This is a genomic window from Moraxella sp. K127 (assembly GCF_015223095.1).
GTDB lineage: Bacteria > Pseudomonadota > Gammaproteobacteria > Pseudomonadales > Moraxellaceae > Moraxella.
In genome coordinates this window covers 13446-25660 of sequence record NZ_JADFBZ010000007.1, presented here as the reverse complement: position 1 = coordinate 25660, position 12215 = coordinate 13446, and the positions used below count along the sequence as shown (strand labels likewise).

Sequence of the window (12215 nt, the reverse complement as noted above, 5' to 3'; positions counted from 1 at the left end):
GCCCCTTTCTCACACCACATCCACCACAATCGGCTTACCATTGTGCATTAGCACCGTTACGTCCACGTTATACAGTACTTTCATATTTTCAGCGGTTAGCACGTCTTTTGGCGTACCCACCGACACCACTTCGCCCCCTTTCATCATCACGACCGTATCGGCAAATTGGGACGCTTGGTTGATGTCGTGTAGCACGATGACCACCGTTTTGCCACGACTTGCCAGCACTTTCATCTGTCGCATGAGTCGCCCTGCGTGGTACATGTCTAGGTTGTTGAGCGGTTCATCAAGCAGGATATATGGCGTATCTTGGCACACCACCATGGCAATCAGCACACGCTGACGCTGACCGCCCGACAAGTCGGACAAAAACCGCTCGGCAAGTGGCTCCAATTCAAAGGTTGTAATCATCTCTTCCACCTTATCCTTATCCGCCTGTGTGGGTCTGCCCTGATGATAAGGATAACGCCCAAACATGAGTAGCTCACGCACACGCAGTCGCCCCTGAATGTGGTTTTCTTGGGCGAGCATGGCGACCACTTTTGCCATGTCGCTATCTGTGGCGGTGCTGATGTCGTGTCCGTCAAAGCTAATACAGGCGGATTTGTCCTGCAACGGATTCATACGAGCCATCAGGCTAAACAGCGTACTTTTGCCCGCCCCGTTCGCCCCGATGAGTGCGATGATTTGCCCTGTGGGTAGCTCAAAGTTTACGTTTTTTAAAATGGGTAAATCGCCGATGTTGTGGCTTACGTTTTTTACTTTTATCATGCTCTTTTTCCTTTATTGTATTGCGTAAAAATCAGTAGCAAAAACGCCACCCCACCAAACAGCTCAATCACCACTTCAAGCACGCCTGCCATTTTAAAAATATGCTCAAACACCGCCTGCCCCACGATGAGCGTGCTACTGGCGATGAGTGTTACCAAGATGAGCCGTTCGCCATGAGCCATTTTGGTGCAAAAACGATTGGTCAAAGCACACACCAAAAGCCCAAAAAACGTAATCGGGCCCACAAGAGCGGTTGCCATGGATACCAGTAGCGAGATTGTCATCAAAATGCCGAGTGAGAGCTTATGATACGGCACGCCAAGCGAAATGGCACAATTTCTGCCAAGCAGTAGCACGTCCAATGCAAACCGTTGTCGCCATACATAAATAAAAGTCGCCACCGACAGCACCACGCTGGTGATAAGCAAATTGACATTAATAGCGGTAAAACTGGCGTAACTATTGGCTTGCACGGTTACAAATTCATCAGGATTTATCATGCGAGCAACCATGTAGGATAAGCTACGAAACAACGTCCCAAAAATCACGCCCACCAAGATAAGCCGTGTTAAGTCTTGATTGTGTTTGGTAAACAAAAAACGAAACAAAATCACCGACATCATCATCATGACCGCCACTTCAAAGGCAAATTTGCCCACCGTTGGCAAGGTTACATAACTTAGCATACCCAAAAAGAACAGCATAAGGCTCTGTATCAAGACATATAAGGCATCAAAGCCCAAGAGACTTGGCGTTAAAATGGGGTTATGCGTAAGCGTCTGAAACAGTAGCGTGGACACCCCCACCGCATAGCCCACCACCAAAAAAGCGATGAGTTTGCGAGTACGCAGGGGCAAGGCAAAATCCCAACTCATCACATTTAAGGTCAAATACAGCCCACAGCCAATCACAAGCACGATAAACGCCAATAAAATAGGATTGCCCAATAACTTTTTTATAAAATTCATCACACGCCCCTATTTTGATTTTGACAAAAGCCACAAAAACAGTGCCGACCCCAGCACGCCAAAGACGACATAGACAGGGATTTCAAAGGGATAGCGTATCACACGACCGATAATGTCGCACAAAAGGACACAAGACGCACCAAGCAACGCCACCGCAGGAAGCGACACTCGCAGGCGGTCTCCGACCAGACGGCTGATGATATTTGGCACGACAAGCCCCACAAAACTAATCGCTCCCACCGTAACCACCACCACCGCACTTATCATCGCCACCATGCCTATCGCTAGCCACATGACAGCATCTTTATTAACGCCTAAGTTTTTGGCGATACCGTCCCCAAGCCCAATAATGGTCAAGCGGTCTGCCATGATATAGGCAATGGCGGACAAAATCCCCACCAGCCACAAGGTCTCATACCGCCCTGCCAGCACGCTAGAAAAATCACCAAACCGCCACACCGACAGCATTTGCACCGTCTCGGTCTGATACGCCAAAAACAGCGTAAACGAATCAATAATCCCCCCAAACACAATCCCCACAAGCGGAATGATGAGAAAGTCCGTGGGCGGTAAGCGTTTGATAATCTGCATAAAAATCATCATACCACCAAACGCCATGACGGTTGCCACGCTCATCTTACCCAAAAGGGGCAAGGTTGGCATATATAGGCTTGTCAGCAAAATCCCAAGCACCGCCGACTGTGTCGCCCCCACCATGGACGGCTCAACAAAGCGGTTTTTTAGCACGACCTGCATCATCATGCCCGCTATCGCCATGCTCGCCCCCGTCAAAATCAAGGCGAGCGTACGGGGCAGACGGCTCACCAAAAATAACTGTGAGCTGTTGTCGGTGTCGTCAAAGAGCTTTGCCCATGAAAAATCCGCCACCCCCACCGAAATGCTGATGACAATCAAAACAAACAAAAGCAAAAATGCACCAACATTGACAAATGCTGGCGACCACCGAGATTTTGGGGCGGACTTCGGGGTAGAGAGTGTCGCTGTGGTCATAGGGTTCCTAAGTGATAATTCCTAAGGGTATGGCAGGACAAAGAGGTTTATATGATAAATTGACATGGTTAAATCAAAATATATTTAAAAGTCGGACATTGTAGGGGCGTGCTTTCCACGCCCTTTGATAAACCGTATTTTTAAAATCTAGATGTGTAGGGGTAATTTATTCGCCCTATGGCAAATGGCAATATGAAATTTGGCAAATAAATCACCCAAATTATCCAATGACTTTTTTAAAATATTTAATCAAAAAAAATCATTCAAATAAACACGTCCAACCATGTTTTTTTTCAAGGTTATTTAATGCCTTTTTGGTATGATTTACCAAATCATATTTTGTAATACTGTCATGCTCTGAAAAATAAGCAGGTAATGGTTGGGCGTTGTTTTGATTAGCCTGTTTCCAACAATCAATAAACCATGTTTCAAATCTGTTATGAATATTATCTGAAATATCATCATAATATTCCATGACTTCATCATCATCTAAATCAAAATCATAAAGCTCATCTTCTATTTCGTCCAATGAAAAATTGCCCGTTGGATAATGCTCTTTTGGTATCATGCCTGCCAAACCACGATTTAAGGTTTTGCCTGTTTTGTCTAACCAAAAAATAAATAAATCCAAATCATCGTTATATTCCACCCAAAGCGTGTCCACCTGCGAGCGGTCTATTTTGGCAAAATAATCAGCCAAATATGCCACCATACTAGGTTTGGCGGTTTGGCAAGCGTTATCAAATTGTGCAATTTGGCGATGAACATAATCAGTGATATCAGTCATCATTTTCCCTAAAATAAAAAAATCAGCAAAAGGGCGAATAAAATCCGCCCCCTTTTTTTAGACCCAATATCAATTACTGAGCTGTTTTTGCATTAAACGCATCGGTAACAATCTTGGTGTCTTTTAGCCATTGATAATAGCCACCAAAAGCAAGATAAGAATCTGCACTAACATAGACGATTTGGTTGTTTTTATAGGCTTTGGTGTTGTGCATGAGTGGGTTGTTTAGCACTTCCTTAGCCGATACGCCTTCTTCGCCAATCGCCGAACCACGGTCTAGGACAAATAGCCAATCAGGGTCAACTTTTTGGATATATTCAAAGCTAATGGGCTGACCATGACGCTCTTCGTTTTTGTTCACGTCAGCGTCCGCCATAGGAATGCCAAATGTGGTGTGTAGATAGCCATAGCGTGAGTTTTTGCCATAGGCACTCATTTTGTTGCCATTGATAAGAATGGCAAGCCCGTTGCCCTTGCCTTCTACCGCTTTTTTGGTCTCGGCAATGGCGTTATCAATGTCAGCGATGAGTTTGTCGGCTTCAGCAGTTTTACCAAACACCTTACCAAAATCAGTAATCTGTTGTTTACTTGACTCATAGACGTTGTTGGTGTCCATGGTCAAATTATACGTTGGGGCGATTTTGCCAAGCTCTTCGGCGTGTTTTGCCATACGAGAGCCGACAAAGACCGCTTGCGGTTTTAGACCGTGCAACACTTCTAGATTTGGTTCAAACAATGTGCCGATTTGAGTGGTGGCAGGAGCGTCTTGTGCTTTTAGGTTCAATGCCAAAGCACGGTCATCGGCAATATCAGGGAAACCCTGAACCGCCACGCCCAGTGCGGTCAAGTTTTGTAGGGCGGTCATGTCATAGACAGCAATGGGGTTTGGATTGGCAGGGATAGTCTGCTCGCCTGTGGCGGTCTTGATGGTAATATCGCCTGTGGCGGTGTCGGCTTTTTGTTCGGTGGAGGCAGTTTGGGTGTCGGCTGATTTTTCAGCAGGTTTGTCTTGGTTACAAGCGGTCAGACCGAACACACCAACAACGGCAAGGGCTAAAAGTTTTTTGGTAAACATAACACGTCCTATATATGAGAATAACATGAAAAAATAAATAATGGTTACATATTTTAACCAAAAATTCTTGATAAATCAATGAAAATAGGAATATTTAACAAATAATTTAGATTGCCAGTTGTGGTGCATGATGAGTTATTACCATCTAAAAATTGGTCGCCAAAAAACAAAAACCCAGACCAAGCTGAGTTTTTGTTGCTATTTACAATTACTGAACAGAGCGTTCCTTGAGACGTTTTTGACGCTTGGCTTCATCTTCGGCTCGCCATTTGTCTGTCTTCATCTCATCGGTCGTAGGTCGCACTTCTAGATTTGGTATGTCTGTCACGCCCATCTCTTGGAACGCAAAAGCAATCGTCATAAGCTCGTCTTCTTTTCGCTCATTATAGGTATTTGGACTATGTCCTTGGTTTTCGGCAGCATGAAGCAGTGCGGGACGACCACAGCTTTCTATCTCTTGAAAACGCGCAACAAACTTATAAGAATGCGACGGCACCACACGGTCATCTCGCTTGGATGTCTGCACCAAGGTAGATGGGTAACAAGTACCTGCGTTTAGGTTGTGATAAGGAGAATAACTCATCAAAACATCATAAACACGACGACCTTCTGATGGCACGCCATACTCTTCCATCCAATACTGAGTAATACCCATGTCCGCTTGGCGTAATTGGTCAAGCACTGCCACTTGTGGGAATGCCACACGATACTTCTCTGGATGACGCACCATCGCCGCCCCCACCAAAAGACCACCGTTAGACCCACCAATAATGCCTAGATGGTCAGGATTGGCATAGCCTGCTTGATTTAGATAGTCAGCAGCAGCGGCAAAGTCATCATAACCTGTCAAGCGTTTGGTATGCTTAGCGGCATCTTGCCATTCTTGTCCATATTCACCACCACCACGAATAAAGGCATGAGCCCAAACACCACCATTTTCTAGCCATGCGGTATTGGCAGGAAAGCCAAAGGTTTGGTCATAGATGACACCATAACCACCATAACCGTATAATAATGTCGGGTTCTTACCATCTAAGGTAATGCCTTTTTTGTAGCTAATATTCATCGGCACCTGTGTACCATCATAAGATGTATAAAACACCACTTTGCTTTCGTACTGCGTCTCATCAAATGGTGCTAGGTCAAAGCGACGAATATCCAAAAACTCATCTTTGGCAATGCTGTACTTATAATCTGTGGGCGGGAAAGTTGGGTTTTCAAAACGAAACTGCACATAGTTTTCGTTGGATTCAGCGTCATTTTCGTCCACTTCGTGGTTGGAATCGGTCTGTTCTTTGTTCACCAAATTACCAGTCAGCTCAGAGATAAAGCCCGCTCCCTGTGGTGGCGTCAAATCTTTTAAAAAGACACCTGTGGTTGCATCCACCAGTTTAAGGCGACTTACCCCATCTTTTAGATAAGTTACCAAGAAATAGCCACTACCTTCTTCGTGATAATACGCATCACGCATCAAATCCAAATCCTGCGGAATACTAACCACCACTTCACGCTTTTTTAGATTGTCAAGATTACTCTTAATCAGCTCGCCCCTACGGTCATTCTCCCCGCTAATAAACCACACATCACGGGTCTCTGGGTCAAAATGTATCAGCTGTGCCAAGATGTTATTATTAAAAGCTGGATTGTACCTAACGGCTTTATCAAAGAATTTATTGTCATGCAGACGATACACATCGCCCGTCTTGCGGTCTTTGATGTAAGCCATTGTTGCTCCCCAGTACATGCCATCCATAACCAAATAACGGTCATCATCGCCATCAAAATAGATACTGGTAATCGCACCACCGCCCACTTGGTTTGAGTTGGTTTCGATGGGGTCATGAAAACGCTCTTTACCAATATCACGACGATAGACCGCAAGCTGTGGCACACTGCCCACATAAAATAACGTATCATCATCTAGCCATGTAGATGCCAAGGCATCTCGCCTAATACCTTTGATGATGGGTGTGGCAAGTTTGCCTGTGTGAGTGTCTACCACATGCAAAAAGGTGGGATCAATATCAGCGGAACCTTGACGCACAAAAAATGACACATAAGAGCCGTCTTTACTGACCTTGACACTACGAATGGCAGCACTGCCATCTGGGGAGATGTTTGCCTGATTAACCAGCTCGGTACGGGTGCCATCTGGGTCAATACGCTCAATGCGACTAAAACCATCAACATGGCGATAATGGCGAATCTCACCAACCTTATCCCGATAAAAACGACTCATGGTATGCTCAACATCTTTTAGAGCATCGTGGTTTATTTTTAGTTGCTCATAGATGGCAGAGTTTTGAATGTATGCTTCGGTTAACTCATTTTGCTCATCAACCCAATCATTTACCTCACTGGATGCCTTAGGTTGCACGGTTTGTAGATATTTGGTGGTTCTGGCTACCGATGGTCTGTCATCTTCAAAACGAGTACCAATGAAGTTGCGTTCACGGTCAGTATCTGTCTCTTTGGCAACATACGCATCAATATTATCATACTCTTCTAACCAGCGGTATTCATCCACATAAGTGGCGGTAGGATAATGGTCAATGCCATCATCTGGGGCGTGCTGATTATTTGTGTATTGGGCATTTTTTATGCCTGCACTATTGGCAGAGATGCCAAATTCACCATACAAAAAGGGGTCATAACTGTCTTGATGCACCCGAGTTTTTGGGTAGTTTGGTTTATTGCTGTTAGTATCGTTATTGGCATGTGTCTGTGTCATACACACACATGACAGCACCGCCAATGACAGCGTGGTGAGTTTTAATTTTATCATGGGCAACTCCTTAATTTTTGCCATGCAAATCAGCCTACACATGCACCCATCAAGGGCAAGCAATCGCCCGCCCTAGGGTTTTTGGCGTGGTATCAGAACGTAAATACCATGCCCACACGCACATTATCATCGGTCAATTTGCCAGCATCCTTACCATCAACTTTATAAATTGTCTCTTCGCTGTCATAACGACCATAAACACGGACATTAGGACGGATGCGATAGTCCATCTGCACATACGCTTCTTTGGTGTCGGCTTTATCATACAGATATCGCTCGCCTGCCCCTACATAAGAATACTTTGCCAAATCGTTTGGGTTACCGCCTTGATAGATTTCACGTAAAGCGTCTGCATCATTGGTGAGTGCTAATGCACCCTTTTTCAAATTCGTCTTAGCTTTTTTAGTGCCATAACCTGCACTCACCTGCAAAACAGGGTTAATATCATAGGCAATCTTAGCTCCCAAATAATCGGTGTTGCGTTCATCCAAAGGTGTGTTACGACTGTCTGACATGTCCTCTTTTTTGCGACCAATATCCGCCGCTACCAAGAATTTACCTGCTTGATATTCTAGTGATGCCGCCACACCATCAACCTTTTGTGGATAGCGGTTTAGGGTGTTTTTGTTGGCAATTCGCTCTTCTAGAACAATATTACTTACAGGATTATAAGCACTGTGTGTATAACCTGCCGCCACTCTTAGGCTTTGACTGTGGGCGATGGGCAAGCGATAACTTGCTGACACACCATAACCTAAATCCACTTCGGTGTTATTTTCTTTGGTCACATCGTTATAGCCTGCAAAACTATAATAAGCACTGGTTTGCAGTCCTTTGACACCATAATAGTCCAAACGCACCGCACTACTGCTAAAAATATCTAGTGGTGTATCTGTGCCGGTACGATTGACGTAGTTGGTGTGCAGATATTGGCGACCTAAGCTAATCGCCCCCAGATGACGTTTGTCAAAAGACAGGCTAGAATTAGACAGATAAAAATCACGCCCATTACTATACCCAAAGCCAACATTGCCCGTCACTCGCCAGTCATTTGGCAACTCTTGTGAACCACGAAAATCCACATAGGATACGCCGTGGTTTTGTCCTAGGCGTGGTTTTTTATCCGTAACAGAAAGCTTTGTGCCTTTTGGTGTGATATCAGACCAAAGCCAATTATTTGTCTTATCAAAATAAGCATCTGACATCGGACTTTGTAGCACAAATTGTTTATCCTGCTTGGTCGCTTGCATGTCAATCTGCCCACCGATGTCCAAAGACAGACCGTCTTTTTTATAAAGATTATAAACTGCCTGAGTGCTGGTTGCCATTAGCATGACGCCTGTCATTAGGGCGATTTTGGTTAATTTAAAAGATTGAGCTGTTTTCATAAAAGTCCTTTAACTGATTAAAATGAGAATGACGCCCCAATGTTGGCGGTGAGCTGTTCACGGCGGCTAAATTCACCTTCGCTGACATGGTTTACGGTCTTTAAATTGGTCAGCGAACCGTTTAGGGTAATGTTTTGATACAGTTTGTATTCCAAGGTCGCTCCGTATCGGTTCTGCTTGACTTTATCAAAAAATAATGCCTCTACCCCAGAATAAGGTTCTAACCTACCAAAATTCACCATTCTTGCAAAAGGTATGGGTGTATTATTTTTAGAATGGCTGTGTCCATAGCTTAGCGTGCCTTTTAGGCGTAGGGTGAATTCATAGTCCACTTTGGCACCATAGACTTTTTTATCCACACCACGGGTGATGGCACCGTTGTATGTCTCTTCACGCTCGCCATAGTCTATCCCAACCGTCCAATCATTATGACCAAAGCCAACACCCAGCAGATAAGCATCTGCCTTTTTGGTATTATAAGCATTTAATGTATCATTATCCCCCTGACTGCGACCATAACCCCCTGTCAATGTCAGTGTCTTGCGTGGGGCGAAGTCAAAGTCATATTTGGCAGACACCCCATCGCTGTGATGCCATCCTTTGTCATAATCATCATGATTATTAATATCTGCTGATTGAGTAAGCATGTGATAGGCGGATAAAGTTAGATTGGGAATGCCTGTATATTTGGCATTAATGTTGGTACCACCATCATTTAAGGTGTTTAGCATGTATAAATCTGTCTGGCTGACATCAAGTCCATTGTGATAACTGCCAACAGTAAGTCTGCCTTGTTCACCAAAAGAACCAAAATCAAAGCCAACACCCCAATAAGCACCCCAGTTACTGCTGTAACTTTTAGAAGCTTCTATTAAGATGGAACTGTTGGCGGTAATTTTTGGGGTCAGTCTTTGTCTAAGATAAAAGTTAATCGAACCTGAATCAAGACCATTTAATCTTAGCTGTTCATCACTGTCTTTACGGTCTTGATTGACAAGCACATCAGCAATGCTGCCCTTATTGCCAAAAATCTCTGGGTCACCATAAGAGTAGCTAAACTTATTGGATTCGGTACTAAAATTTGGGTTGATGCTGCCATAGATGCTAAGGTTAAGACCATCTTTGACCGATGGTATCTCCAACGTAACTGCATAAGCTGGCATGGCAAACAATGCCAAAACAGACATGGGAGCAACCCAACAAAGCTGTCTGGCAAGTGGATGAAAGGGGTGGATTAGCTTGTGCATAGAAAGTTTGTTCTCCTTAACACCAAAAAATAACATCCAAGTCACAAAGCACAAAAGATTTGTAATGGCTAACGCTTAGTCGAAGTGACTTGGGTGGCTACATGACATTTTGTGATACATATGCATAACTAAATATTATGTTATGTAACTAAATGATACAAAAATCTTTGTTTGTGTAGAATAATGTTGATTTTTGAAAATGTCAAGTAGGAAAAATTAATTTTTCACATTTTTGTCATGATTTTATGTAACAACATTATTTAAGCTAAGTTAATAATAATCACTTTCATGTCTAGGCTGACTAATGGCTTATTTGTTAATATTTTATGCTCACCATTGTCTTTTAAAACCAAAAAATCAGTCATATTTACCCATAATTTGTCGGTTTTTGCCAAAATGGCGTGGTTTTTGTTTACATTTTTATAATTATTTTTTACAATAGTTCTTTTAAATTCATGATGATAACGAACATGACTGATACTCATTCTCCCTTAGATGTGGTGCTTGCCCTATCGCATTTGGATAAACCCCTAGCAGATATTAGCAGTGATGATTTTGATGATTATGCCAAACAGGTCATCGAAGCGATTGGCACGGCTTGCGACACCGCCCAACTACAAGAATTAAAAGGGGCATTGCAAGGCAAAAAATCCCCCATCACCGCCCTATCTAAGCAAATGGGCGGACTGGACGCAGACGGCAAAAAAACCTATGGGGCATACCTGCACGAGCTTCGCACCCGCATTGCCACCGCCTTTGATGAGCGTGGGGCGGTGCTGTCGGCACAGGCACTAAACGCCAAACTACTTGCCGAGCAAATAGACATCACGCTCCCTGCCCGCCACAAGCCCACAGGCGGTCTGCACCCCATTACGCTCACCACCGAACGCATGAAAAAATTCTTTGTACAGGCAGGATTTAGCGTGGCGACAGGCCCCGAAGTGGAGAGCGACTACTACAACTTTGAAGCCCTAAATATCCCCGACCACCACCCTGCTCGTGCCATGCACGACACCTTTTATTTTGACGCTCACTACCTGCTACGCACGCACACCAGTGGGGTGCAGATTCGCACCATGGAAAAGAGCGAACCGCCCCTGCGTATCATCTGCCCTGGGCGTGTGTATCGCTGTGATAGCGACCAGACGCACTCGCCCATGTTTCATCAAATGGAAGGCTTGATGATTTCAAAATCATCTAATTTTGCCGAGTTAAAGGGCGTGATTCATGAATTTTTGAATGCGTTTTTTGGCAAAGAGATGACCGTGCGTTTTCGTCCGAGCTTTTTCCCATTTACCGAGCCGTCCGCCGAAGTGGATATTTTGTCTGACAGTGGCAAATGGCTAGAAGTGTTAGGCTGTGGCATGGTACACCCCCAAGTTTTGCGTAACTGTGGCATTGACCCTGATGAATATACAGGTTTTGCTTTTGGGCTAGGCATTGAGCGTTTTGCCATGCTGTATTATGGCATTGATGATTTGCGAGTCTTTTTCCAAAATGACGTAAGATTTTTGGGGCAGTTTGCTTAATCAACAAGGAGTGCAATCATGTTGCAAAGTTATCAAGCCGTCATTGAACACGGTCAATTAAAATGGCTAGACACACCCCCACAGGTACAAAATGCTCGCCTGATTGTAACGCTATTGCCTGATGATTTGGCATTTGATGAGTCGCAAACTTACGACCTAAATAAAAAAGGCGAAAAGCGTTTTGGCTTTATGCAAGGACAAGGGGCTGTTCCTGATGACATTCATTGGGGCGATGATGAAGTGGCAAAACTGTTTGGTGTGGACTGATGTATTTATTAGACACTCATATCGTCATTTGGCTTGCCCAAGAACCTCAAAAGCTAGATGAAAGATTAAAGGCTTTGCTTTTAAATAAAAATGTCAAAGTGTATTTTAGCACAGTCAATTTGTGGGAAGTTGCCATTAAAAAGGCGTTGGGTAAGGCAGGTTTTGATGTTGATGTCAAATTGCTTTATCAGCATTTGATTGAAAATCAGTATTTGGAATTACCAGTATTGTCAGGGCATTGCTTACTGGTGCAAGACTTGCCTTTATATCATAAAGACCCTTTTGACAGATTGATAATCGCCCAAGCCATGAGTGAAAATTTTACCTTAATCACAGAAGACACAATCATTCCCCAATACCCTAATTTAAAACTATTTAAATAATTTG

General features: G+C 44.0%; 12 protein-coding genes. 3 read left to right on the top strand and 9 right to left on the bottom strand.

Annotation, left to right across the window (positions count from 1 at the left end; translation table 11 throughout):
• Positions 1-9: 9 nt before the first annotated feature.
• From IM753_RS02570 to IM753_RS02530, 9 genes are all read right to left on the bottom strand, one after another.
• The gene (locus tag IM753_RS02570) at positions 10-771 is read right to left on the bottom strand and encodes an ABC transporter ATP-binding protein (protein WP_029103498.1); all 762 of its coding nucleotides are present in this window, start codon (positions 769-771) and stop codon (positions 10-12) included.
• Complete coding sequence (locus IM753_RS02565) at positions 768-1739, bottom strand: iron chelate uptake ABC transporter family permease subunit (RefSeq protein WP_065256021.1); 972 nt, start codon at positions 1737-1739, stop codon at positions 768-770. The genes IM753_RS02570 and IM753_RS02565 overlap by 4 nt, the downstream gene beginning before the upstream one ends.
• Positions 1740-1748: 9 nt before the next feature.
• Positions 1749-2750, bottom strand: a complete 1002-nt coding sequence (locus IM753_RS02560) for an ABC transporter permease (protein WP_194108586.1) — start codon at positions 2748-2750, stop codon at positions 1749-1751.
• A gap of 259 nt (positions 2751-3009) precedes the next feature.
• Positions 3010-3537 carry a hypothetical protein gene (locus IM753_RS02555; RefSeq protein WP_194108585.1) on the bottom strand — a complete coding sequence of 176 codons (528 nt, stop codon included), beginning with the start codon at positions 3535-3537 and terminating at the stop codon, positions 3010-3012.
• Between the two features lie 73 nt (positions 3538-3610).
• Positions 3611-4612, bottom strand: a complete 1002-nt coding sequence (locus tag IM753_RS02550) for a siderophore ABC transporter substrate-binding protein (protein ID WP_065256023.1) — start codon at positions 4610-4612, stop codon at positions 3611-3613.
• 208 nt (positions 4613-4820) lie between these two features.
• A complete protein-coding gene (locus IM753_RS02545) occupies positions 4821-7397 on the bottom strand; it encodes a prolyl oligopeptidase family serine peptidase (protein WP_172823638.1) in 2577 nt (858 codons plus the stop codon).
• 92 nt (positions 7398-7489) lie between these two features.
• A complete protein-coding gene (locus IM753_RS02540) occupies positions 7490-8785 on the bottom strand; it encodes a porin (RefSeq protein WP_194108583.1) in 1296 nt (431 codons plus the stop codon).
• Positions 8786-8802: 17 nt separating this feature from the next.
• Positions 8803-10032 carry a hypothetical protein gene (locus tag IM753_RS02535; RefSeq protein ID WP_065256025.1) on the bottom strand — a complete coding sequence of 410 codons (1230 nt, stop codon included), beginning with the start codon at positions 10030-10032 and terminating at the stop codon, positions 8803-8805.
• A gap of 260 nt (positions 10033-10292) precedes the next feature.
• Positions 10293-10517: a hypothetical protein gene (locus IM753_RS02530; protein WP_065256026.1), complete on the bottom strand. Its 225-nt coding sequence runs from the start codon at positions 10515-10517 to the stop codon at positions 10293-10295.
• Here IM753_RS02530 and pheS point away from each other — a divergent pair.
• From pheS to IM753_RS02515, 3 genes are read left to right on the top strand one after another with little or no spacing between them, the layout of a single operon-like run.
• Positions 10503-11561: a phenylalanine--tRNA ligase subunit alpha gene (pheS, locus tag IM753_RS02525; RefSeq protein WP_065256027.1), complete on the top strand. Its 1059-nt coding sequence runs from the start codon at positions 10503-10505 to the stop codon at positions 11559-11561. The two genes, IM753_RS02530 and pheS, sit on opposite strands and share 15 nt — an antisense overlap.
• 18 nt (positions 11562-11579) lie before the next feature.
• Positions 11580-11828 carry a hypothetical protein gene (locus tag IM753_RS02520; protein WP_062500816.1) on the top strand — a complete coding sequence of 83 codons (249 nt, stop codon included), beginning with the start codon at positions 11580-11582 and terminating at the stop codon, positions 11826-11828.
• A complete protein-coding gene (locus IM753_RS02515) occupies positions 11828-12211 on the top strand; it encodes a type II toxin-antitoxin system VapC family toxin (protein WP_065256028.1) in 384 nt (127 codons plus the stop codon). Before IM753_RS02520 ends, IM753_RS02515 begins: the two co-directional genes overlap by 1 nt.
• The last annotated feature ends 4 nt before the right edge of the window (positions 12212-12215 follow it).

Excerpts from the sequence above, each read along its gene's own strand:
- IM753_RS02570 (WP_029103498.1), bottom strand. The coding sequence starts at position 771 with ATGATAAAAGTAAAAAACGTAAGCCACAACATCGGCGATTTACCCATT.
- IM753_RS02565 (WP_065256021.1), bottom strand. The coding sequence starts at position 1,739 with ATGAATTTTATAAAAAAGTTATTGGGCAATCCTATTTTATTGGCGTTT.
- IM753_RS02560 (WP_194108586.1), bottom strand. The coding sequence starts at position 2,750 with ATGACCACAGCGACACTCTCTACCCCGAAGTCCGCCCCAAAATCTCGG.
- IM753_RS02555 (WP_194108585.1), bottom strand. The coding sequence starts at position 3,537 with ATGACTGATATCACTGATTATGTTCATCGCCAAATTGCACAATTTGAT.
- IM753_RS02550 (WP_065256023.1), bottom strand. The coding sequence starts at position 4,612 with ATGTTTACCAAAAAACTTTTAGCCCTTGCCGTTGTTGGTGTGTTCGGT.
- IM753_RS02545 (WP_172823638.1), bottom strand. The coding sequence starts at position 7,397 with ATGATAAAATTAAAACTCACCACGCTGTCATTGGCGGTGCTGTCATGT.
- IM753_RS02540 (WP_194108583.1), bottom strand. The coding sequence starts at position 8,785 with ATGAAAACAGCTCAATCTTTTAAATTAACCAAAATCGCCCTAATGACA.
- IM753_RS02535 (WP_065256025.1), bottom strand. The coding sequence starts at position 10,032 with ATGCACAAGCTAATCCACCCCTTTCATCCACTTGCCAGACAGCTTTGT.
- pheS (WP_065256027.1), top strand. The coding sequence starts at position 10,503 with ATGACTGATACTCATTCTCCCTTAGATGTGGTGCTTGCCCTATCGCAT.
- IM753_RS02530 (WP_065256026.1), bottom strand. The coding sequence starts at position 10,517 with ATGAGTATCAGTCATGTTCGTTATCATCATGAATTTAAAAGAACTATT.
- IM753_RS02520 (WP_062500816.1), top strand. The coding sequence starts at position 11,580 with ATGTTGCAAAGTTATCAAGCCGTCATTGAACACGGTCAATTAAAATGG.
- IM753_RS02515 (WP_065256028.1), top strand. The coding sequence starts at position 11,828 with ATGTATTTATTAGACACTCATATCGTCATTTGGCTTGCCCAAGAACCT.